The 22790-nt window shown below is 65.9% G+C and carries 23 protein-coding genes; 15 read left to right on the top strand and 8 right to left on the bottom strand.

Going from position 1 to position 22790, the window contains the following annotated elements; genetic code table 11:
• Positions 1 to 52: 52 nt before the first annotated feature.
• Positions 53 to 520, top strand: coding sequence for a hypothetical protein (locus C1926_RS17830; RefSeq protein ID WP_108760118.1), 468 nt, complete (start codon positions 53 to 55; stop codon positions 518 to 520).
• A 95-nt stretch (positions 521 to 615) separates the two neighbouring features.
• Here C1926_RS17830 and ccsA read toward each other — a convergent pair whose 3' ends face one another.
• Complete coding sequence (gene ccsA / locus C1926_RS17825; RefSeq protein ID WP_108746211.1) at positions 616 to 1410, bottom strand: cytochrome c biogenesis protein CcsA; 795 nt, start codon at positions 1408 to 1410, stop codon at positions 616 to 618.
• Between the two features lie 122 nt (positions 1411 to 1532).
• Here ccsA and ffh point away from each other — a divergent pair, with 122 nt between their 5' ends.
• The 11 genes from ffh (at position 1533) to C1926_RS17770 (ending at position 9040) form a co-directional block, all read left to right on the top strand.
• Positions 1533 to 2909, top strand: a complete 1377-nt coding sequence (gene ffh / locus C1926_RS17820) for a signal recognition particle protein (protein WP_079221123.1) — start codon at positions 1533 to 1535, stop codon at positions 2907 to 2909.
• Between the two features lie 91 nt (positions 2910 to 3000).
• A complete protein-coding gene (locus C1926_RS17815; RefSeq protein ID WP_152027057.1) occupies positions 3001 to 3435 on the top strand; it encodes a hypothetical protein in 435 nt (144 codons plus the stop codon).
• A gap of 118 nt (positions 3436 to 3553) precedes the next feature.
• Positions 3554 to 4630 carry a nitronate monooxygenase gene (locus tag C1926_RS17810; RefSeq protein WP_108760117.1) on the top strand — a complete coding sequence of 359 codons (1077 nt, stop codon included), beginning with the start codon at positions 3554 to 3556 and terminating at the stop codon, positions 4628 to 4630.
• Positions 4627 to 5439, top strand: a complete 813-nt coding sequence (locus C1926_RS17805; protein ID WP_108760116.1) for an aminotransferase class IV family protein — start codon at positions 4627 to 4629, stop codon at positions 5437 to 5439. The genes C1926_RS17810 and C1926_RS17805 overlap by 4 nt, the downstream gene beginning before the upstream one ends.
• Before the next feature lie 99 nt (positions 5440 to 5538).
• A complete protein-coding gene (gene rpsP, locus C1926_RS17800; protein WP_079221127.1) occupies positions 5539 to 5799 on the top strand; it encodes a 30S ribosomal protein S16 in 261 nt (86 codons plus the stop codon).
• A gap of 44 nt (positions 5800 to 5843) precedes the next feature.
• On the top strand, positions 5844 to 6356 hold the full coding sequence (gene rimM, locus C1926_RS17795) for a ribosome maturation factor RimM (protein ID WP_108760115.1): 513 nt from the start codon (positions 5844 to 5846) through the stop codon (positions 6354 to 6356).
• An 8-nt stretch (positions 6357 to 6364) separates the two neighbouring features.
• Complete coding sequence (gene trmD / locus C1926_RS17790; RefSeq protein WP_079225157.1) at positions 6365 to 7123, top strand: tRNA (guanosine(37)-N1)-methyltransferase TrmD; 759 nt, start codon at positions 6365 to 6367, stop codon at positions 7121 to 7123.
• Positions 7124 to 7277: 154 nt separating this feature from the next.
• Positions 7278 to 7679 carry a 50S ribosomal protein L19 gene (gene rplS, locus C1926_RS17785; protein ID WP_079221128.1) on the top strand — a complete coding sequence of 134 codons (402 nt, stop codon included), beginning with the start codon at positions 7278 to 7280 and terminating at the stop codon, positions 7677 to 7679.
• 82 nt (positions 7680 to 7761) lie between these two features.
• A complete protein-coding gene (locus C1926_RS17780; RefSeq protein ID WP_108760114.1) occupies positions 7762 to 8142 on the top strand; it encodes a DUF6404 family protein in 381 nt (126 codons plus the stop codon).
• Between the two features lie 24 nt (positions 8143 to 8166).
• A complete protein-coding gene (locus tag C1926_RS17775; RefSeq protein WP_079221130.1) occupies positions 8167 to 8598 on the top strand; it encodes a DUF1801 domain-containing protein in 432 nt (143 codons plus the stop codon).
• Between the two features lie 34 nt (positions 8599 to 8632).
• Positions 8633 to 9040 (top strand): DUF1801 domain-containing protein, encoded by a 408-nt coding sequence (locus tag C1926_RS17770; protein WP_108760113.1) that lies wholly within the window; start codon positions 8633 to 8635, stop codon positions 9038 to 9040.
• A gap of 169 nt (positions 9041 to 9209) precedes the next feature.
• Here the strand turns inward: C1926_RS17770 and C1926_RS17765 are convergent, their stop codons facing one another.
• The gene (locus C1926_RS17765) at positions 9210 to 10664 is read right to left on the bottom strand and encodes an MATE family efflux transporter (protein WP_079221132.1); all 1455 of its coding nucleotides are present in this window, start codon (positions 10662 to 10664) and stop codon (positions 9210 to 9212) included.
• A 62-nt stretch (positions 10665 to 10726) separates the two neighbouring features.
• On the opposite strand from C1926_RS17765, the gene C1926_RS21950 reads away from it, so the two are divergent.
• From C1926_RS21950 to C1926_RS17750, 3 genes are all read left to right on the top strand, one after another.
• Positions 10727 to 10963 (top strand): hypothetical protein, encoded by a 237-nt coding sequence (locus C1926_RS21950; protein WP_108760112.1) that lies wholly within the window; start codon positions 10727 to 10729, stop codon positions 10961 to 10963.
• 9 nt (positions 10964 to 10972) lie between these two features.
• Positions 10973 to 11380, top strand: a complete 408-nt coding sequence (locus tag C1926_RS17755; RefSeq protein WP_079221134.1) for an RNA-binding S4 domain-containing protein — start codon at positions 10973 to 10975, stop codon at positions 11378 to 11380.
• 163 nt (positions 11381 to 11543) lie between these two features.
• Positions 11544 to 12737 (top strand): cellulase family glycosylhydrolase, encoded by a 1194-nt coding sequence (locus C1926_RS17750; RefSeq protein ID WP_108760111.1) that lies wholly within the window; start codon positions 11544 to 11546, stop codon positions 12735 to 12737.
• Between the two features lie 242 nt (positions 12738 to 12979).
• On the opposite strand, the gene katG is transcribed toward C1926_RS17750, so the two are convergent.
• The 6 genes from katG to C1926_RS17715 all read right to left on the bottom strand — a co-directional run bounded on the left by katG (position 12980) and on the right by C1926_RS17715 (position 22686).
• Positions 12980 to 15220 (bottom strand): catalase/peroxidase HPI, encoded by a 2241-nt coding sequence (gene katG / locus C1926_RS17745; RefSeq protein WP_108760110.1) that lies wholly within the window; start codon positions 15218 to 15220, stop codon positions 12980 to 12982.
• A gap of 146 nt (positions 15221 to 15366) precedes the next feature.
• Positions 15367 to 16017, bottom strand: coding sequence for a DUF937 domain-containing protein (locus tag C1926_RS17740; protein ID WP_079221137.1), 651 nt, complete (start codon positions 16015 to 16017; stop codon positions 15367 to 15369).
• 73 nt (positions 16018 to 16090) lie between these two features.
• Complete coding sequence (gene mutS / locus C1926_RS17735; RefSeq protein WP_254057317.1) at positions 16091 to 18646, bottom strand: DNA mismatch repair protein MutS; 2556 nt, start codon at positions 18644 to 18646, stop codon at positions 16091 to 16093.
• A gap of 1010 nt (positions 18647 to 19656) precedes the next feature.
• Complete coding sequence (locus tag C1926_RS17730; protein ID WP_108760109.1) at positions 19657 to 20124, bottom strand: DUF4145 domain-containing protein; 468 nt, start codon at positions 20122 to 20124, stop codon at positions 19657 to 19659.
• 239 nt (positions 20125 to 20363) lie between these two features.
• Entirely contained in the window at positions 20364 to 21182 is an 819-nt protein-coding gene (locus C1926_RS17725; RefSeq protein ID WP_216822029.1) for a reverse transcriptase family protein, read from the bottom strand.
• A 1006-nt stretch (positions 21183 to 22188) separates the two neighbouring features.
• Positions 22189 to 22686, bottom strand: a complete 498-nt coding sequence (locus tag C1926_RS17715; protein ID WP_108760106.1) for an Lrp/AsnC family transcriptional regulator — start codon at positions 22684 to 22686, stop codon at positions 22189 to 22191.
• Positions 22687 to 22790 lie beyond the last annotated feature (104 nt).

Raw genomic sequence — 22790 nt, 5'->3', positions numbered from 1 at the left:
GAATCCGGTAGCGCCGGGCCATGCCCGGCGTCCCCACATCAAGGAGAGAACCATGCGGAAAACACGGATGCTGATGGTCGCCAGCCTGCTGCTGGCCCCGGCCGCGTACGCTGCACCGGCCTGCGAGAATGCAGCGGGCGTGGCCCGTGCGTTCTTCGAGGCCACCTCCGGTGACGACGGCCGCGTGCTGGACGCGCCGCCGGCCCTGGTCAGCCCGGCCTTCGCCAAGGCGCTGCGCGAGGAACGTGCCTGCCAGGTGCGCGAAGAGGGCATCTGCACGATCGATTCGGACCTCTGGCTGGATGGCCAGGACGGCGAGATCGACAGCGCCGTGCGCTACGGCTGGAAGCCCGTCTCGGCCACGGCCGGCGAGGTCACGCTGAGCTACTCGGTGTGGAAGAGCGCCCACCTCACCCGCCTGCCGATGGTCCGCCACGGCAAGGGCTGCTGGCAGGTGGACGACGTGATCACCAACGGCGGCCAGTCGGTGCGGAGAATCCTCGCCCAGCCCGTGCCCTGAAGGTAGTGCCGGCCGCTGGCCGGCAATGGCATGGGATTGTGTTGCCGGCCAGCGGCCGGCACTACCGTGGGTACCGACCGTCGGTCGGCACGCCTTTACCGCGTATGCCCGAACACCAGTTCGATCACGAACTGGCTGCCGAAGAACGCCAGCAGCAGCAACAGCATCGCCGACAGCGTCCAGTGTACCGCCTTCACCCCGCGCCAGCCGTAGCGGCGGCGGCCGATCAGCAGCACGCCGAACACGATCCACGACAGCACGCTGAGCACGGTCTTGTGCACCAGCTTCTGCGCCAGCAGGTCATCGACGAACAGCACGCCGGTGACCAGGGTGAGGGTGAGCAGGGCGAAGCCGACGGTGATGACCCGGAACAGCAGTGCTTCCAGGTCGGCCAGCGGCGGCAGCGCACGCAGCCACGGGCGGAATTCACGACGGCGCAGCGCCCGTTCCTGCAGCCACAGCATGATCGCCAGCAGGGCGGCGATGCTCAGCGTGGCGTAGGCCAGCAGGGCCAGCCAGGCGTGGCTGGCCAGGCGCCAGCCCAGCAGCTTGCTCGGTTCGTGGCCATAGCCGTGGTAGACCGCCAGCAGCAGCGCGGCCAGCGGGAACACCACCACGCCCAGCGCCGACATGCGCCCGCGCGCGCCCACCAGCGAGGTCAGCCAGGCCATGCCCAGGCCGACCAGCGACAGCGCGGCGAAGAAATGCATGTCCGGGCCGCCGGTCGTGCGCATCGCCACCAGCACGTGGTAACCGCCGTGCAGCAGCATGGCCGGCAGCGCCGGCCACAGCCAGACGGGCGAGCCGACGGCATCATCGCGGCCAAGCGCACGCACCAGCAGGGCGCTGGCGGCCAGATAGAGCAGGGCGGCGATGAGAACGATTAACATCGTTGCAGTTTCGCATACCCCCGGGATGCTGGCGACGGCCCCGTGGTCGCAGCCCGGCAGGGTGGACGGACCCGCTATACTGTCTGCCTTATTGTCCCCCGCTTTCAGACAGGTTGCGCCGCATGTTCGAGTCCCTGACCCAGCGCCTTTCCGGCACCATCGAGCGCCTGCGTGGCCGTGGCCGCCTGACCGAGGAGAACATCCGCGAGGCGACCCGCGAAGTACGCATCGCGCTGCTCGAGGCCGACGTCGCGCTGCCGGTGGTGCAGGCCCTGATCGAGCGCATCAAGGTGCGTGCGGTCGGCCAGGAAGTGCTGAAGTCGCTGACCCCGGGCCAGGCCCTCATCAAGGTCGTGCGCGACGAGCTGACCGCGGTGATGGGCGCCGAAGCCAGCGACCTGAACCTCAATGTTCCCGCCCCGGCCATCATCCTGATGGCAGGCCTGCAGGGCGCCGGCAAGACCACCACGGTGGGCAAGCTGGCCAAGCACCTGAAGGAAAAGCGCAAGAAGAAGGTGATGGTGGTCTCGGCCGACGTCTACCGTCCGGCCGCGATCGAGCAGCTGAAGACCCTGGCCGAGCAGGTCGGCGTGCTGTTCTTCCCGTCCAGCGCGGACCAGAAGCCGGAAGCCATCGTGCGCGCGGCCATCGACGATGCACGCAGGTCGTTCGTCGACGTGCTGCTGGTCGATACCGCCGGCCGCCTGGCCATCGACGAAGCGATGATGGCCGAGATCAAGGCCCTGCACGCGGCGGTCAACCCGGCTGAAACCCTGTTCGTGGTCGACGCCATGACCGGCCAGGACGCGGCCAACACCGCCAAGGCCTTCGGCGATGCGCTGCCGCTGACCGGCGTGGTGCTGACCAAGACCGACGGTGACGCCCGTGGCGGTGCCGCGCTGAGCGTGCGCTACATCACCGGCAAGCCGATCAAGTTCGTCGGTGTCAGCGAAAAGCCGGAAGGCCTGGACGTGTTCCACCCGGACCGTATCGCCAGCCGCATCCTGGACATGGGCGACGTGCTGTCGCTGGTCGAGCAGGTCGAGCAGCAGGTCGACAAGGACAAGGCCGCCAAGCTGGCCGAGAAGGTGGCCAAGGGCAAGAAGTTCGACCTGAACGACATGCGCGACCAGCTCGAGCAGATGCAGAACATGGGCGGCATCGGCGGCCTGATGGACAAGCTGCCGGGCCTGGGCAACATCCCCGAGCACCTGAAGCAGCAGGTCAGCCAGGGCAAGGAAGTGCCGCGCATGATCGCCATCATCAGCTCGATGACCAAGAAGGAACGGCGCAACCCGAACCTGCTCAACGGCTCGCGCCGCGCGCGCATTGCCAAGGGCTCGGGCGTGACCCCGGCCGACGTCAACAAGCTCATGAAGCAGTACATGCAGATGGAAAAGATGATGAGCAAGATGGCCGGCGGTGGCATGAAGGGCATGATGCGCAGCATGAAGGGCATGATGGGTGCCATGGGCGGCCGCGGCCTGCCGTTCCGTTGATGCCGGAGGGCGGCGCGGGTGCCGGCATCGGCACTTGCGTGGCCCTGGTTGTATTGCTTGACTACGCGCTACATCTGACAAGGGAATGCTGATGAACAAGTCGATCATGGTGATGGCGCTGGCCTTGGCGCTGGTTGCCTGCAAGGACGACACCTCGATGTCGCAGAAGGCCGGCAGCGCCATCAGTGGCACCGCCGCCGATTTCGTGGCCGGGCTGGGCGAAGGCGTGGACAAGAAGATGAACGTGACGCTGCAGGTCGATCCGGGCTTGGCCGCGCACGGGCTCACGGTCACCCTGGGCAAGAGCCGTGGCATGGGCTCCAAGGAAGCGGCGGTGTACGTCGTGGCTGACAAGGCATTCAAGGGCAAGCTGGTGGCACGCGCGCTGGACGGCGAGGGTGCCGAGATCGGCCGTGCCAGTGCCGAAGAGGAATTCGCGGCCGACGACGCGCGCTATGTGACCTTCCAGTTCAACGAGGAAATGGACAGCCAGCTGGTCCGCACCTACGCGGTGTCGGCACGCTGAGCCGCGCCCCCGTAGAGTCGAGCTTGCTCGACTGCGCCAGGCGCACGACAGTCGAGCAAGCTCGACTCTACCCCTCTGATGCGCGCACCATGGGGGCCTGTCCGAAACGATAGGCCCCATGCAGATGTCTGCTGTTACTTCCCGCGCCGAGGCGTTCTGCCAGCGCTTCGGCGTTTCCGTACCGATCCTGCTGGCGCCGATGGCCGGTGCCTGTCCGGTGCCGCTGTCGGCCGCGCTGGCCAATGCCGGCAGCATGGGTGCGATGGGCGCGGTGCTGTCACCGGCCGCCGATATCGGCCGCTGGATGGACGATTTCCGCGCCGCGTCCGCAGGCCCGGCACAGGTGAATCTGTGGCTGCCGGATCCGTCGCCCGCCCGTGACGTCACCGCTGAAGCGGCCAGCCGTGCCTTCCTCGCGCAGTGGGGGCCGGAGGTGCCTGCCAGCGCCGCCGACGCCACCCCGGCCGATTTCGACGAACAGTTCGCGGCACTGCTCGCTGCGCGCCCGGCCGTGGCCTCGACCATCATGGGCGTGCTGTCGCCGCGCCAGGTGCAGCAGTTGAAGGACGCCGGCATTGCCTGGATCGCCTGCGCGACCACGCTGGCCGAAGCGCGCGCCGCGCAGGACGCGGGTGCTGACGCGGTGGTGGCGCAGGGCGCCGAAGCCGGTGGCCATCGCGGCGCGTTCGATCCCAGCCTGGCCGAGCGCCAGCTGGTGGGCCTGTTCGCGCTGCTGCCCCGCCTGGCCGACCACCTGCAGATACCGGTGATCGCCGCCGGCGGCATTGCCGATGGACGCGGCATCGCGGCCGCACTGACCCTCGGCGCCAGCGCAGTGCAGATCGGCACCGCTTTCCTGCGCACGCCGGAAGCGGCGATCGCTTCGGCGTGGGCGGACGGGCTGGCCGCGAGCGAACCCGAAGACATCTGGCCGACCCGCGCCTTCAGTGGCCGCCTGGGCCGTGGCCTGGCAACGCCGTATGTGCGTGCGGCCGTTGCCGAAGGTGCTCCGGCGCCGCGCCCGTATCCGGTGCAGCGCGGCCTGACCGCGCCGATGCGCAAGCAGGCGGCGCAGGAAAACCGCCTGGCCGCGATGCAGGCCTGGGCTGGGCAGTCGGCATGGATGGCACCGGCGCAACCGGCTGCCGACGTGCTGCGCGGCATGTGGCAACAGGCGCAGGCCCTGCTGCGATGACGGTGTTCTGCAATGGCCGGCGGGCGCAGGTGGAGGATCTGCTGCCGGCCCTGGTCAACTATGGCCACTTCACCTCGATGCAGGTGCGTGGCCACGCCGTGCAGGGGCTGGCGCTGCACCTGGCGCGGCTGTCGCAGGCGACGTCCGAACTGTTCGGCAGTGCGCTGGATGTCATGCAGGTGCGGGCGTGGATGGCGCAGGCGCTGCAGCAGGCAGGGCAGGGCGATGCCTCGCTGCGGGTGACGGTGTATTCGCGCTGCTTCGATTTCCGCAATCCGCTGGCGGCCGTGCCGGTGGACGTACTGGTGGCGGTGTCGGCACCGGTGGCGCTGACCGCACCGAAGCGCGTGCGCAGCGTGGTCTGGCAGCGCGAGCTGCCGCAGATCAAGCATGTGGGCACGTTCGGCCTGTTTGCCGAGCGCCGGGGGGCGATGGCCGCGGGCTTCGACGATGTGCTGTTCGTGTCGGCCGCAGGCGAGATCAGCGAGGGCAGCACCTGGAACCTGGCGCTGCATGATGGCGAACGCCTGCTCTGGCCACAGGCCCCGGCCCTGCGCGGGACGGCCGAGGCGTTGCTGCAGCAGTACTGGCAGGGCGCACAGGCCACGCAGCCGCTGCGGCTGGCCGAACTGACCGGTGTGAAGGCGGCTTTTGCCTGCAATGCCAGTGGCCTGTGGGCGCTGGACGCCATCGACGGGCAGGTTCTGCCGGGGTCGCAGGCGCTGGCTGAACAGGGCAGGGCGATGCTGGCGGGGGTGGGCTGGGATCTTTTGGGGTCAGAGCCCTTTTGCGGTGCAAAAGGGGTCTGACCCCGGCCAGCAGGCCGTGGGGTTGGCTCGGCCGCGCTCTGCCGCTATAATCGCCCGCTTACCTCGCCATCCTGGCGACTGGGCAATAGGAAAAACACCATGGTCAAGATTCGACTGACCCGCGGCGGCGCCAAGAAGCGTCCGTTCTACCACATCATCGTGACCGACGTGCGCAGCGCGCGCGACGGCCGCAACATCGAGCGCGTTGGTTTCTACAACCCGGTCGCCCAGGGCGGCGAGAAGCGCATCGAGCTGGACCTGGCCCGCGTTGACCATTGGGTCAAGAACGGCGCCCAGCCGACCGAAAAGGTCCGCAACCTGATCAAGGAAGCGGCCAAGTCCCAGGCCGTCGCGGCCTGAGTCTGAAGGGCCACGCTTCGGCGTGGCCCTCTCGGTTGACGAAGATGAAAGATATCGAGCGCCGCATCCTGCTGGGCAGGGTTGTCGGCGCTTTTGGTGTGCGCGGCGAAATCAAGCTCGAGTCCTGGACCGAGCCTCGTTCCGCCATTTTCCGTTATCAGCCGTGGATCCTGCGCAGCCCCAACGGGCAGGAATCGACGCTTGAAGGCGCTCGTGGCCGTGACATCGGCAAGCACCTGGTCGCCCGGTTCCCCGGCGTCGAGGATCGCGACGTGGTCGAGGCAATGCACGGCACCGAGGTCTACGTGGCCCGCAGTGCGCTGCCGCCGCCGAGCGCCGACGAGTATTACTGGGTCGATCTGGAAGGCCTTGATGTGAAGACCACCGAGGGCGTTGCCCTGGGCCAGGTCTCGCACCTGTTCAGCACCGGCGCCAATGATGTGGTCGTGGTCCGTGGCGATCGCGAGCGGATGATCCCGTTCGTGCAGCCGGACTTCGTCAAGTCGGTCGACTTCGAGGCCAACCTGGTCGTGGTCGACTGGGATCCCGAGTTCTGAGTGTGAGCATGCGGTTCGACGTCATCACCCTGTTCCCCGAGTTCCTCGCCCAGTCCGCTGGGCTGGGTGTGGTCGGGCGCGCGCAGGAGAAGGGTCTTTTCAGCCTGCATGGCTGGAACCCCCGTGATTACGCCGAAGGCAACTACCGCCGGGTGGACGATCGTCCGTTCGGTGGTGGCCCGGGCATGGTGATGCTGATCGAGCCCTTGCAGGCCTGCCTGCAGGCGATCCGCGACGCCGACCCGACCCCGGCGCGGGTGATCTACCTCAGCCCGCAGGGCGCGCCGCTGACCCAGGCCAAGGTGCGGGAACTGGCGGCATTGCCGCGCATGGTCCTGCTCTGCGGCCGTTACGAAGGCATCGACGAGCGCTTCCTGGAGGCCAACGTCGACGAGGAGATTTCCCTCGGCGATTACGTGCTTTCCGGCGGCGAGCTGGGCGCGGCGGTCATCATCGATGCCGTGGCCCGCCTGCAGGAAGGTGCCCTGAACGACGCCGAATCGGCGGCCCAGGACAGCTTCGAAGGCGAACTCGGCCTGCTCGACTGCCCGCATTACAGCCAGCCGGCCCAGCACCCGCTGGGTGACGTGCCGGACGTGCTGCGCTCGGGCAACCATGCGGCCATCGCCGCCTGGCGCCGCCAGCAGTCGCTGGCCCGTACCGCTGCGCGGCGGCCGGACCTGCTGGATGAACAGGCGCTGGGCAAGGCCGACCGCAAGCTGCTGGACCAGGCCCGCCAGGCCCAGAAACAGAAGGCCAGCCCCTAGCGCAGGGCTGGCTTTATCGGCTATCATGGCCAATTCCCGCCAGCCCCGGCTGGTGCGCGCAGTACCCACAACAAACGTGCAGCACAGTTCCGTGACTGCATGAGCCTACGTTGTCGACACGACACGCCCACCCGAACAAGAATCGGTGTAACCCATGAGCAAGCTGAACAAGTCCATCGTCGCGGAATTCGAATCCGCCCAGATCACCCGCGAACTGCCGAAGTTCAGCCAGGGCGACACCGTTGTCGTCAACGTGAAGGTGAAGGAAGGTACCCGTGAGCGCGTGCAGGCCTATGAAGGCGTTGTCATCGCGACCAAGAACGGCGGCCTGAACTCCTCGTTCACCGTCCGCAAGATTTCGCACGGCTACGGCGTCGAGCGCGTCTTCCAGACCCACAGCGCCATCATCGACTCGGTCGAAGTGAAGCGTCGTGGTAAGGTCCGCGCCGGCAAGCTGTACTACCTGCGTGGCCTGGAAGGCAAGGCTGCCCGCATCAAGGAAGACCTGGCTGCTGCTGCTGCCGCCAAGGCTGCCCGTCTGGCCGAAAAGGCCTGATAAACAACTTCGGTTGTTGCCGCGACGGCCGCCTTCGGGCGGCCGTTTGCGTTTGTGCATCCGCCGGCGCTATGGTCGCGGCATGATCACAGCCGAACAGCGTTACCCGCCCAAGGTGCAGGCCGCCCTGCGCCATCTCGACCTTGCGGGCGTGCATCGCCGGCACTCGGCGCCGCCACTGCATCGCCTGCTGTGGCGCATGGGCTTCAACGCGCCACCGCCGATCCTGGCCAGCGTGGCATCCAACGCACTGCTGATGGGTACCTGGTTCACGGTAGGCTGGGGCGTGTTGATGTGGCTGCTGGTCTGGCGCAATACCCACATGCCGGCAGGGGGCGCGGTGTTCAGCGCGCTGCTGGCCGGCGTGCTGTTCGGCCTGCTGATGGCCGTCGTGATGCGCGTCATGCGCCTGCGCCGCGGTCTGCCGTTGTGGCGCGATCTGCCGGCTGCGCCAACCCGCTGACCCCGGACCACGGAGCGCCGCGCGATGCCCGCCAAGCAAGCTGCCGCCGCTGCGCCGAAGCTGCTGTCCGGTGGCAATCCGCAGATCGCGAAGGGGGAGGGCGATGCTCCGGTCCAGGCCTACATCGCCGCCATGCCCGGCTGGAAACGCGCTTTCGGCGAGCAGCTGGATGCGCTGATTACCGAGGCCATGCCCGGCGTGCACAAGGCGGTGCGCTGGAATTCGCCCATGTACGGCGTCGCCGAAGGGCAGGGCTGGTTTCTCAGCTTCCATTGCTGCACCCGCTACATCAAGGTGGCGCTGTTCCATGGCACGCTGCTGAAGCCCGAGCCGCCCGAGCCCTCGCGGCAGGCCACCACCCGTTACCTGCACCTGTACGAAGACAGCGTGCTGGACCGGGCACAACTGCGGGACTGGCTGCAGCAGGTCCGTGAACTGCCGGGCGTACGCTTCTAGTTTTCCTTTCCCACTGTTCCGCGTGAGCGCTGACATGCCCAGAAAAGCCCCGGAAACCGTCGAAGAAACGCGTCCTGCCGCCGAACTGATCGATGCCCGCATCGCCGAACTCGGCGACTGGCGCGGCCAGGCCCTGGCCCGCGTGCGCGCGCTGATCCACGAAGCGTTGCCCGACGTGGAGGAGACCTGGAAGTGGCGGGGTACGCCGGTGTGGGAACACAACGGCATTCTCTGCACCGGCGAGAGCTACAAGCAGGCGGTGAAACTGACGTTCGCCAACGGCGCGGCCCTGCCGGATCCGAAGCAGCTGTTCAACGCCAGCCTGGAAGGCAACACCCGGCGCGCGATCGACATCCATGAAGGTGCGATGCTTGATGCGACGGCGTTCAAGGCGCTGATGCGAGCAGCCGCCACGCACAATGCAGGCAAGAAGAAACGGTAGTGCCGGCCGCTGGCCGGCAACGCCCGCAGCACGTTCATGAATCACGATGTTGCCGGCCAGCGGCCGGCACTACCGGTTGGCAGCTGTGCAACGCCAGCCTGGCGGGTAGCGCCGGGCCATGCCCGGCGGATGTCTGGCAACCGCTGCGCTCGCCGGGCGTGGCCCGGCGCTACCGGGCCACGGCATCCGGGTCCGCCACCGGAGACGGCGGGCAGGCCGGGATTTCCGATGGCGTGGCCACGTGTTCTGCCGGTGGCGGGGTGATCATCTTCGCCTTGCGCCAGCCGCCCCAGCGGTAATACGCCAGCGACAGCAGCATCGACACCAGCGAGCCGGCCGGGAAGCTCCACCAGATCGCATCAGCGCCCCAGTACGGCTGCAGGAACTCGGCGAAGGGCACGCGCACGCCCCACAGCGAGGCCGCCAGGATCAGCAGTGGCGGAATGACCGCGCCCGTGGAGCGGACCACACCGGAAATGACGAAGCTGACGCCGAAGAACAAGAACGAACCGATCACGATGTGGTTGAGGTGGCGGGCGATCTGCAGCGATTCGCTGCCCTGCGGCAGGAACAGCGCCAGCGAATACTGGTCCAGCAGCACCAGCGGCAGGATCAGCGCACCGGTCAGCAGGAAGTTGAACAGGATGCCCTGGCGCGCGGTACCGCGGACACGATCCCAGCGCTGCGCGCCGACGTTCTGTGCCGCCATCGACGAACACGCCGCGCCGATGGCCATCGCCGGCATCTGCACGTAGTTCCACAACTGCAGCGACGCACCATAGGCAGCGCCGGTGGCCGTGCCGTACTGGTTGACCATGGTCATCAGCAGGATGACCGACAGCGAGATCAGCACCATCTGCAGGCCCATCGGCACGCCCTTGACCACCAGCGCGCGCAGGATGGTCAGGTCGAGCTTGAACAGGTGCATGTCGGCACGGCCCAGCCACAGCGTGTGCCGCTTGTGCCGCATGTACAGCAGCAGGCCGGTCAGCGACAGCGTCTGCGACACCAGCGTTGCCCAGGCCGAACCGGCGATGCCCAGTGCCGGGAACGGGCCGAGGCCGAAGATCAGCACCGGGTTCAGCGCGATGTCCAGCAGCACCGACACCAGCAGGAAGCGGAACGGCGTGCGCGAATCACCGGCACCGCGCAGGGCGGCGCTGAGGAAGGCGAATGCGTACAGCGTCGGCATGGCCAAGAAGATGATGCGCAGGTAGGCCTCGGCCAGCGGCAGCGAGGCGGCCGGCGTGCCCATGGCGGCCAGCAGCGGGTGGGCCAGGAACCAGCCTGCGATGGCGATGATCACCGACAGGCCGATGAAGAAGGTGGCACTGGTGCCGACCACGCGGCGGGCCTGGGCGATGTCGCGTGCGCCGATGGCCTGGCCGATCAGGATGGTCGAGGCCATGCCGAAACCGAACACCGAGCCGATCAGGAAGAACATGATGTTGTTGGCGTTGGCCGTGGCGGTCAGCGCTGCCTCGCCGAGGAAGCGCCCCACCCACACCGCATTCACCGAACCGTTCAGCGACTGGGCGATGTTGCCTGCCAGGATCGGCAGCGCGAACAGCAGCAGGTTGCGGCCGATGGGGCCGGAGGTCAGGTCGAGCGGCGCTTTGGCCATGGGCTGGTGATCGATTCCCGGGAGGCGCACACTAGCATCAAGCCGGTTTGCGGGGTGTGGCAATGCATCAACGACGACAGCTGGCGCGGCACTGCGTGGGGGCCTTGATCGTGGCCACGCTGGCCGCATGTTCGACGGGTGACCGACTGGGTGATGCCCAGGTGCGGCCCGCCGACCGCGCTGAGTGCCTGGTCGGCAACCAGCGCCAGGACCTGGCGGGCACGCCGACGTTGATGGGGGGCACTGGCTGCCGCAGCGATCCCGCCAACCCGCGACCCCTGAACAAGCGCACGGAGTAGTACCTGCCGATGTCCGAGCTTTCCCCGCTGTCGCCCAGTGTCCGCCTGGATATCTGGTTGTGGGCGGCCCGTTTCTACAAGACCCGCAGCCTGGCCAAGCAGGCCATCGAAACCGGCAAGGTGGCCGTGGCCGGGCAGCGCCCGAAATCCTCGCGCGCGGTGCGCGTGGGCGAGCAGCTGCAGGTGGACCGCGGCGAAGAGCATTTCGAGGTGCAGGTGCTGGGAGTGAGCGACCAGCGCGGCCCGGCGCCGGTGGCGCAGCAGCTGTATGCCGAAAGCGAGGCGTCCAAGGCGCGCCGTGCCGAACAGCGCGCGCTGCGCATCGCCGCACGCGATGGTTTCCAGCCGCCGGAGCACAAGCCGGACAAGCGCGCGCGGCGGTTGATCCGCGCATTGGGTGATCTGGACGCGCTTTGACCGAGAGCGTGCGAACCAACGGTTCGCACCCACCAGAGCGGGCGGTTCGCACCCACCAGAGCGCGTCGGTAGCGCCGGGCCATGCCCGGCGAACACGCGCGCACTCAGCCAGCGTTCGGTTTGTGCCCCGCAGGTTGGATCTTCCTTTTCATGGAAGACCCGCATGTTCCTCCGCCGCACACTGCTGTGCCTGGCCCTCGCCACCGCCGCCCCGGCGTTCGCCGCTGACATCACCTTCTGGGATACGCCCCAGCGCGGCGGCAACAGCTTCAACGAAAGCCCGCCCGACCGCGCCTACTTCCAGGCGCTGCGGGACACCGGCGCGACCTGGGTGCGGTTGAGCCCGGACAAGTGGAAAAGTGCCGGCGGCCGCGACTTCCTGATGGGCGATGCCGACCACTACCAAGGGCTGGTGCAGGCCGACGTGGCCACCCTGCGCCGTGCGCTGGATGACGCCAATGCCTCGGGCCTGAAGGTGGTGCTGGTGCCGCTGTCGCTGCCCCTGCTGCGCTGGAAGCAGAAGAACAATGACGTGGTCGACCAGCGGTTGTGGCAGTCGATGGACAACCACCTGCCTGCGCAGCGCTTCTGGCGTGACCTGGCCACCGCGTTGAAGGGCCACCCCGCGCTTGCCGCCTACAACCTCATCAACGAGCCGGCGCCGGAATACGGCACCGCGCTGGCCGAACATGCCCCGCGCGAGGCGATGAAGCAGTGGTATGCCGATGTGCAGGACGGTCCGCGTGATCTGCGCGTGCTGTACCGCGGGCTGATCGCCAGCGTGCGCGCAGTGGATGCGGACATGCCGCTGATGCTCGATGCCGGCTGGTATGCGGCGGCCGATGCCTTCGATTACTGGTCGGCGCCGCTGGACGATACGAAGCTGCTGTACAGCGTGCACATGTACGAGCCCTATGCGGCCACCAGTGCGCCCAACCAGAAGCGCGCCACGCCGTACCGCTACCCGGCCGTGGTGCCGTTCGGCGCGGGAAAGCAGCGCTGGGATGCGGAGCGCGTGCGCAGTTACCTGCAGCAGCCGATGGACTGGGCGAAGACCCATGGCATCGGTGCCAACCGGATGGTGATCGGCGAGTTCGGCTGCATGCGCCGCTGGCCGGATTGCGGCACCTACCTGCGTGACGTGCTGGCCGTGGCCGAGCAGCAGAAAGTGCACTGGGCGTTCTATGCCTTCCGCGAGGATGGCTGGGATGGCATGGATTACGAACTGGGCGACAAGGCGCTGCCGTGGTCGTACTGGCAGGCGCTGGAGAAGGGCGAGGCGGTGCAGCCACCGCGGTCGCTGCAGGCGCCGTTGTTTGCGCCGATCCTGCAGCGGTTGAAAGACGGGGCGCGTTGAAAGCGTAGCGGCTGCGGAGAGCGTGCGAACCAACGGTTCGCACCCACCAGAGCGGGAGAGCGTGCGAACCAAGGTTGGCAACTACCGGGGCATGACGGCCGCGTGCCAACCACGGTGGGCAACGACCGTGGGATTGCTCTGGTAGTCGCCCACCTTGGTGGGCGGATCTGTGCATGCCAACCAAGGTTGGCATCTACCGGGGCATGGCCGCCGGGCCATGCCCGGCGACCACCCGGATCACCTCAACCGTGCAGGTCGTAGCGGTCCAGTTCCATCACCCGCGTCCAGGCGGCGATGAAATCCTGCACGAACTTCTTTTCGCCATCGGCGCTGGCATAGACCTCGGCCAGTGCGCGCAGCACGGCGTTGGAGCCGAACACCAGGTCGGCACGGGTGCCGGTCCAGCGTGCGTTGCCTTCGCCCCGGGCGCGGCCTTCATAGCTCTCGCGGCCAGTGGCCTTCCACTGCGTGCCCATGTCCAGCAGGTTGACGAAGAAGTCGTTGCTCAACGTGCCCGTGCGTGCGGTGAACACGCCGTGCTTGCCGCCATCGGCATTGGCACCGAGCACGCGCAGGCCGCCGACCAGGGCGGTCATCTCCGGCGCGGTCAGGGTCAGCAGCTGTGCCTTGTCGATCAGCAGCGCTTCGCCCGGCACGCTGTAAGCGCCCTTGAGATAGTTGCGGAAGCCATCGGCGGCCGGCTCCAGCACCGCGAACGACTCGACGTCGGTCTGTTCCTGGCTGGCATCGGTGCGGCCCGGGGTGAACGGCACGCTCACCTCATGGCCACCGGCCTTGGCGGCCTGTTCGACACCCACGCCACCGGCCAGCACGATCAGGTCGGCCAGCGACACCTGCTTGCTGCCGCCGCCATTGAGCTCAGCCTGCACCTTTTCCAGCGCGGCCAGCACCTTGGCCAGCTGCTGCGGCTGGTTCACCGCCCAGTCCTTCTGCGGGGCCAGGCGGATACGCGCGCCGTTGGCGCCACCACGCTTGTCCGAGCCGCGGAAGGTCGAGGCCGACGCCCACGCGGTGGACACCAGCTCGGCGACACTGAGGCCGGTTGCGGCGATCTTCTGCTTCAGCGCGGCGATGTCCTTGGCGTCGATCAGCGGATGCTTCGCTTCCGGCACCGGATCCTGCCAGATGAATTCCTCGGCCGGGATTTCCGGGCCCAGGTAGCGCGCGCGCGGGCCCATGTCGCGGTGGGTCAATTTGAACCAGGCGCGGGCGAAGGCATCGGCGAAGGCCTGCGGATCCTCGAGGAACTTGCGCGAGACCTTTTCGTAGGCCGGGTCCATGCGCAGCGACAGATCAGTGGTCAGCATGGTCGGGCGATGCTTCTTCGACGGATCGTGCGCGTCGGGAATGACCGCATCGGCGTTCTTGGCCACCCACTGGTGGGCGCCGGCCGGGCTCTTGGTCAGTTCCCATTCGTGGCCGAACAGCAGCTCGAAGAAGTCGTGGCTCCACTGCGCCGGGGTGCGCGTCCAGGTCACTTCCAGGCCGCTGGTGATGGTGTCGCCGCCCTTGCCGCTGCCGAAGCTGCTGGCCCAGCCCAGGCCCTGGTTCTCCAGGCCGGCCGCTTCCGGTTCCTTGCCGACGTTGTCGGCCGGGCCGGCGCCGTGGGTCTTGCCGAAGCTGTGGCCGCCGGCGATCAGGGCGACGGTTTCCTCGTCGTCCATGGCCATGCGGGCGAAGGTGTCGCGGATGTCATGCGCGGCCAGCACCGGGTCGGGGTTGCCGTCCGGGCCTTCCGGGTTCACGTAGATCAGGCCCATCTGCACGGCGGCCAGCGGGTTTTCCAGCTTGCGCGAGTGCACGTCGCCATCGGCATCGTCATCGGACACCAGCACGCCGTGGTCTTCCTGCACGCCTTCAGAGCCGTGTGCGTAGCGCACATCGCCGCCCAGCCAGGTGGTTTCGCGGCCCCAGTACACGTCCTGGTCCGGTTCCCAGGTATCAGGGCGGCCACCGGCGAAGCCCAGCGTCTTGAAGCCCATCGATTCGAGGGCGACATTGCCGGTCAGGATCAGCAGGTCGGACCAGGAGATGGCCTGGCCGTACTTCTGCTTGATCGGCCACAGCAGGCGGCGCGCCTTGTCCAGGCTGACGTTGTCCGGCCAGCTGTTGAGCGGGGCGAAGCGCTGCTGGCCGCGGCCACCGCCGCCACGGCCATCGCCGATGCGGTAGGTGCCGGCGCTGTGCCAGGCCATGCGGATGAACAGGCCGCCGTAATGGCCGAAATCGGCCGGCCACCAGTCCTGCGAATCGGTCATCAGCGCCTTCAGGTCGGCCTTCAGCGCGGCGTAGTCCAGGCCTTTGAAGGCCGTGGCGTAATCGAAGCCCGCATCAAGCGGATTGGAGCGGCTGGAGTGCTGGTTGAGCAGGTCCACGCGCAGCTGGTTCGGCCACCAGTCGCGGTTGGTCGTCGCGTCACCGACGACGGCGTGGTTGAACGGGCACTTGGCTTCGCTTTTCATGGGTCTCTACCTGTGGACTGGCGAAAGGTGGAATCGGGGGAGGCCTGACCACCATAGGTGGCGCCTACTGATGGGTAAATTCGATTGATTCAACCGATGCGATAGTGGCGGCCTATCAAGGGCAGGGCTTGGACCGTTGTGCGCGATCAGCGCTTGAGCAGGCCCGCACCGAGCTTGAGCAGATCGCTGGCACCAAACTGGCCGTCGCCGTCCTGGTCGAGTGCGCCCCCCAGCAGGCTGCCGAGGCCGCCGCCAGCGTGCTGGGCTTCCTGGCCGAGGGCCGAGCTGAGTTCGCCGGGATTGCCCTGCTGGGCAAAGCGCTGGGCCAGGAACGACATGACGATGGGGGCGAGAATGGCCAGCAGCTTGCCGGTGGTGCCGCTGTCCAGGCCGGTCTTCTGGCCGAGCAGCTCGGCCGCCTGCGGTTGCTGGCCGCCGAATACATGGCCGAGGATGCCAGCGCCGTCGGTGGCACCGCTGCCACCACCGCCCATCACCGCGCCGAGGATGCCGCCCAGGTCGAAACCGCCGCCGCTGCCGCCGCCAAGATGATCGCGCTGCAGTGCATTGAGCAGTGACTGCGCGCCCTGCGGCTCACTGGCGTTCTGGCCCATCGCGCCCAGCAGCAGCGGCAGCGCGCTGCCCACCGCCTGGGTGGTCTGGCTGCTGTCCAAGCCGAGCTGCTGGGATACCTGCTGCAGGCCTTGCCCCTGCTGCAGCTGCTGGAAGAGGGAAGCGGCGAGGGATTCGGTGTTCACGGCGGTCTCCGTTCTGTGAAGGAAGGACCGCCCGAGCATAACGCCGGGTACACGACGGAAATGCGAAGGGTTCATGGCGCCGGGCGAGGGCCCGGCGCCATGTCAAACCCGCTTACAACAACGTCTTCAACCGGTACAGGGCTTCCAGCGCCTGCTTCGGGGTCAGCTCGTCCGGGTCGATCGCGGCCAGCGCTTCTTGCGCCTTGCTGGCCGGTGCGCTGAACAGGCCGAACTGCTGCGGTGCATCTAGCGCCTGCGGCGAGACTTCAGCGGCATGGCTTTCGCCACCGCGCTGTTCCAGCTCGGCCAGGCGACGGCGAGCCTGCGCCACGGTCGCCCGCGGCAGGCCGGCCAGCGCGGCCACCTGCAGGCCGAAGCTGCGGTTGGCCGGGCCATCCTTCACCGCGTGCATGAACACCAGTGCTTCACCGTGCTCGACCGCATCCAGATGCACGTTGGCGATGCCGCTGCGGCCACCTTCGTGCTGTTCGTCGGCCAGTGCGGTCAGTTCGAAGTAGTGGGTGGCGAACAACGTGTAGCAGCGGTTCTGGTAGGCCAGGTGGCGGGCCACCGCATCGGCCAGGGCCAGGCCGTCGTAGGTGGACGTGCCGCGGCCGATCTCGTCCATCAGCACCAGCGAATGCGCGGTGGCGTGGTGCAGGATGTAGCTGGTCTCGGCCATCTCGACCATGAAGGTCGATTGCCCGCGGGCCAGATCATCACCGGCGCCGATGCGGGTGAGGATGCGGTCGATCGGGCCGATCAGCACGCGGCTGGCCGGCACGAAGCTGCCGATGTGGGCCAGCAGCACGATCAGCGCGTTCTGCCGCATGTAGGTCGATTTACCGCCCATGTTCGGGCCGGTGATGACCAGCATGCGACGGTCCGGATGCAGGTCCAGATCATTCGGCTCGAACGGCTGTTCGCGCACGGCTTCGACCACCGGGTGGCGGCCGCGTTCGATCTTCAGGCAGGGCTCGGCCTGCAGCTCCGGGCGCGCCCAGTCCAGCGCCTGCGCGCGTTCGGCAAAGGCGGCCAGCACGTCCAGTTCGCTCAGCGCGGCGGCGCACTGCTTCAGCGGTTCCAGCTGGCCACCGAGGGTGTCCAGCAGCTGCTCGTACAGGTACTTCTCGCGCGACAGCGAACGGTCGCGCGCGGACAGCACCTTGTCCTCGAAGGCCTTCAGTTCCTCGGTGATGTAGCGCTCGGCATTGGTCAGCGTCTGCCGGCGGGTGTAGTGCACCGGCGCGCGGTCGGACTGGCCCTTGCTGATTTCGATGTAATAGCCGTGTACGCGGTTGTAGCCCACTTTGAGGGTGGCGATGCCGCTGCTCTCGCGTTCGCGCTGTTCCAGGTCGACCAGGAACTGGTCGGCATGGGTGGACAGGCGGCGCAGTTCGTCCAGCTCGGCATCGAAGCCATCGGCCAGCACGCCGCCGTCGCTCAGCTTCAGCGGCGGCATCTCGGCGATGGCGCTGGCCAGCAGGTGCGCGCACTCGTCGTGCTCGCCCAGCGCGGCGTGCAGGGTCTGCAGGCGCGGCGAATCCAGCGGTGCCAGCACTTCGCGCACGGCCGGCAGCAGGCCCAGGCCATCGCGCAGGGTGGAGAAATCGCGCGGGCGCGCCGAGCGCAGCGCCACGCGGGTGAGGATGCGTTCCAGATCGCCCAGGCGACGGAACTGTTCGCGGATGTCGGCGTCGCTGCCGCGGTCGATCAGCGTTTCCACCGCGTGGTGGCGCTGCACCAGCACCTCGCGCAGGCGCAGCGGGCGGTGCAGCCAGCGGCGCAGCAGGCGGCCGCCCATCGGCGTCACCGTGCTGTCGAGCACGCCCAGCAGCGTGTTGCGGGTGTCGCCGTCCACGCGCGTATCCAGTTCCAGATGGCGGCGCGTCGCGGCGTTCATCGCGATCGCTTCACCGGCGGTTTCCATCGCGATCGAGGTCAGGTGCGGCAGGCGCTGCTTCTGGGTCTCTTCGACATAGCCGAGCAGGGCGCCGGCGGCTGCAGTGGCGCGCGGCTTGTCGTCGATGCCGAAACCGCTCAGGTCGTGCAGCTTGAAGAAGGCCAGCAGCTGGCGGCGGCCGCTGTCCGCATCGAACAGCCACGGCGCACGGCGGCGCACGCCGGTGCGCTGGCGCAGGAATTCGGGCCAGTTCTCTTCGTCAGGCACCAGCAGCTCGGCCGGCTCCAGGCGGGCAAGTTCGGCTTCCAGCGCGTCGTCGGTCTCGACTTCGTTGACCAGGAAGCGGCCACCGGCCAGGTCGGCCCAGGCCAGGCCGTAGCCCTGCTTCGTGCGCGACAGCGCCATCAGCAGGGTGTCGCGACGCTCGTCCAGCAGCGCTTCGTCGGTGACCGTGCCGGGGGTGACGATGCGCACCACCTTGCGTTCGACCAGGCCCTTGGCCAGGGCCGGGTCGCCGATCTGTTCACAGATGGCCACCGATTCGCCCAGCGCCACCAGGCGGGCCAGGTAGCCCTCATAGGCATGCACCGGCACGCCGGCCATCGGGATGGGCGCGCCGCCGGAGCTGCCGCGCTGGGTGAGGGTGATGTCCAGCAGCCGCGCCGCCTTGCGGGCGTCGTCGTAGAACAGCTCGTAGAAGTCGCCCATGCGGAAGAACAGCAGCAGGTCCGGGTAGTCGGACTTGGCTGCGAAGAACTGCTTCATCAGCGGGGTGTGTTCGGTACTGCTCTTCGAAGATGAAGTTTTCGTTTTGGAATCAGTGATTTGCAAGAAACGTCCTTACGGAATGTAGCGGTCAATCCGGGTGACTGGCGGCAAGTAACCGTGTTTCTTGTTGCGCCGCGATAGCGCCGGTCACTCAAACGGGATCAGACAGATGTTGCGACGGACGCACAGCGGATCGACCATGGATACGGTTGTTGCGGCGGAGGCACTGCCCCGCGTCGCCGAGGTACTAAGTTTAAGCTGACCTACCGGCAAATCTGCGAACTGAGCGTGGTCAACGGCCCCGTTGAGGGACCACAGGGTCGGGCCTCCCCCTACGCCCGGCAGGGGACGCAGGAAAGCCCTATCGGCTCTTGGATGGTAACCAGGGAGCGCCCACCGGCTTTGGCTTCTACGTAGGCACCACGCGGATGACGTATGAGGTCGTGGTTCGAGGGCCGTCAGGGGTTCGACGGTTCTCGCTGGGAATGTGGCCGATATGCGGCCCAAGCAGGCCTATGTGCTGGCCCGACAGAAGCTGGCTGTGGTTCCGGAGATCGACCCGTCTCGGCAGGAGGCCCGCAGCGAGCACCTGCTTGAGCTCAGAGGGGGCACCCTGCCGATTGCTTTGCCGCCTATATCAAAGAACTCGAAAAGAAGGCTCGCAACAAGAAGGCCAAGCCGGCGAGCGTCCGAGCGGTTCAATACATTCTGGCGCGGTTCGCGCGCGCTGAAGATGGACGGGCCGACAACTTCAACCTCCGGCTGACGGACCTGGACATCAATGAGGCCTTCGAGAACCTGCGGCGTTCGTGGAGCATCATTGCGTCAGTCAGGGGTGAATTTAGGCAATTCTATGATCGTTATGATATGCGCACTTGGTTGGCGTCTTGGGCCTGTACCGAATACTCAGAATATAAGGCGATTGGCTATTTTTAGGGCTAGATCGCCCTGGGAGGTGCTTTGTTCTTAGAGAGGGGCGGTCGATGGCTGGAAATGAAAGGTGTGCCTTAAGGTCCCTTCTTCTTCTTGGGGCGAGCGGGGATGGCTGCCCCAATTTGATCGATTGGTAAGTCAAAGAAGCTTCTTCGTAGAAACTGCTCAAGGACATGGAGAAGGACTGCAAGATCTTCATCGGTCGGGCTCCAGCCGCGGTGGGCGGCAGCGTTACCGGCGTTTACGGCCACCTGCATGTGCTCGGCTTCTATCTTTCCTAGTCGCCCATCATCTAGGAGCTTTTCTATCTTTTTGTTGAGGTCCAAGCTCTCGTCGATCCCGAGTAAGAACGTCGCTCTGTCAAAGGCTATTCGCAGGCCTATAGCTGTGAGAACATTCAAATTGCTAGCTCTGGCAACATACATTTCATGGACAACTTGCGAGAGCACGCTGTCCTTCCGATGCAGATCCCAAGTCCAGTCTGGATTTTCAGACTTGGGCTTTGGCGGCGGGTAGAGGGAGACTGTCTTCGGGTTGAACATCACATCTTGACCTGATTTCGGATCAAACTTGTAGTCCCAGTCTTCTGAGTGCCAGCTTTCAGTCTTGTAGAAGACCGTCTCGCATCCACGGCAGCGGAGAAGTTGATGGCTCGTGCCTCCCCACGTTGGATGCTCCGGATGCGTATGGTCTTCGCTCTCTTCTGTTAGGTCATGCAAAAGATCACAAGAGCGTTCTCCACCGCATCGTGGACAGAGAGTTCGGACGATGCTTTGGTCATTCACGTTGCAATCTCCGACCGGGTCTTGACTGGACGGGCAGTGGCTCTACGTCGACGCCTTGGGCGAGGCAGAGTGCTTCGTAGCTTCTTGGCCTCCGCCTTCAAGCTTGTTCCGCGTTCTTGATCAAGATTTCCTATGTTTTCGAGCTGACCTACTAGCCCACGTTTGGCTTTGATGGTCGCCCGGCCGCTCTCAATCTCAGCCCGCGCCTCATGCATCTCCTTGTGCTTTCTGTTTGGAGCTCGACTGATGCCATGCCGAAATGCGCGGCCCGTGACAACCTTTGCACGGGTCTTCCGAAACAGTTTTGCCTTCTCGACCTTCGAGCTAAAACCGAACCTTCTCAGCAAACGATCCAGCCACTGGATGTCGCCGTGTCCGATTGTGTCCCCAGTGATGGCGACATCGTCAACGTAGAGCGTGAATGTGCCTCCCTGCGTGGCCACACGCTGAGCCATTGAGTCAAACATGTCACGGCAGGCCCAAAAAGAGACGAGCACACTGGCCGGGGATCCAGTTGCCAACTTCCCTTGATAGCAGACCAAGTCGGCCATCGCATCTGCAACGTCTCCACGGCATTGAAAGACGTTTTTGAAAAGCCTGAAGACACGTTGACGTGTGATGCTGGGATAGAAGTCGGAAACATCAACCGTCACGGTTGCCCCCGCCGCGAGCATGTGCTGCTCGGAATTCGAGAGGTGAGATCGCTTGGGGATCCCTGAGTGAAGATAGTCTGGCACGCGAACTTGCTTGAGCAGCACGTTAAGCCGCTTCTGAAGCGGCTTAATGACCTTACTCGGGGCTTGAATCAGACGCATCTTTCCAGTCCTAGGATGAGCCTGGTAGAACTCGCTGAAGTTATCCGGACGTTTGCACAGGGCACGAAGGGCACTCGGTGAACCCTTCCATTCGAGAAATCTTGCGAGTGCCTTTAGCGTCGGCAGCCGATAGAGCGCCGAAGAACTAACGTCATAGCGATTCGCGCTTTTTCGGGGAAGTGTCATGGTCGGCGTCCAGGGTCCATTCCAGAACTTTCATCAGCCTCTTGGCGTTCCTTTGTCGGCGCTCCGAGGGGCCCTCAATTGCTTCGGCGAAGCTTAAGAACGTAGAAGGTGGCACATCGAACACTTCTGCGAACTTGTGTAGAAGTTCCACTGACGCTGCCTTCTTTCCTGACTCAATCTCGGAAAGATGGGAGCGCGATATGCCCAAGCGCTCCGCTAGCTCACCTTGTTGCATTCGGTGAACCTCGCGGACCGTCTTTAAAGCCTGGTGAAGCATTTCTTCTCTTCCCGCATGTGTAGATAAAAAGGAGGGTGCTACTGATAGGTCTTAGAGTCCGAATTTCCTTCGCCGCGCTTAGCGATCGAAGTGGTCATACAACTTCCACACGACCATCAAGAGGCGAAACAACCACGGACCACAAAAAACCCGTTTGAACCATTTCAGCAGCAGCTGGCGCTTGTCATCTTTCCTGTCAACAGGTGAAACCATGTTGGTGTCCTCGATGCACCTCTCCGGGATTGGAGAAGCTCCGTTGCAACATCGAGTGTGGGGAAACGCCAGTACTACCCTCCTCCAATCTATGGCTGCGAGCCGTTGCCGCAGCCACCTGACCCTTCCCAATGGTCCCGACCGTGGCCGGCCGCTGACGCGTCGCTCGGGGTGTTTTGGGCTGTTCGCCCTCGAGTAGTTACCCACTCACACCATTGCACGGATTGTTGCTCCCCGCGATGACGGATCCAGACTAACAGCCATTAAGTAGAATGTCGCTTAGAGCGACATCGTTTCGCAAATTTCGTTCAGTATTTATTCATTCGCCTGTCAGCTGCTTCGCTTCCCGGTCGGACCGTCTCCCAGGGGGTAGCCACTGAATGGCTTCACCTCGTCCATCAGGAACTGCGACACGATCTTCTCCACCCCGTAGTCGCCGCCCAGCAGCAGCCGCGCGATGTCCTTCCAGTGGTGCACATCGTTGACGATCACCCGCAGCAGGTAGTCGTACTCGCCGGAAATGCGGCTGGCCTCGACGATTTCCTGCATGCCCAGGATGCGCCGGTCGAAGGCGGTGAACTCCTCCAGTGCGTGCCGCCTGAAGGCCACCATGGCCAGCACCACCGTGGCCGAGCGGATGCGGTCCACCGCCACGTGCGCGCGGTAGCCGCGGATCAGCTCCTTGGCCTCCAGGGCGCGCACGCGTGCCAGGCACGCGCTGGGCGACAGCGCAACACGATCTGCCAGGGCCTGGTTGGTGATGCGTGCATCCTGCTGCAGCACGTCGAGGATCTTCAGGTCGATGCGGTCCAGCGATTTGGCGATCATCAGGGCTTTCCCGGTGCGGCAGCGCGCCGCAGTTTGTTCGCAATTTGAGGGGCCGGGCCGCAGAACCTGCGTATTTCACATGTGATAACGCCCACATCCACGGC

This window comes from Stenotrophomonas sp. ZAC14A_NAIMI4_1 (assembly GCF_003086915.1).
Lineage (GTDB): Bacteria > Pseudomonadota > Gammaproteobacteria > Xanthomonadales > Xanthomonadaceae > Stenotrophomonas.
Note: the sequence above shows the minus strand (reverse complement) of the source record. Positions and strands in the feature narration are given on the sequence as shown.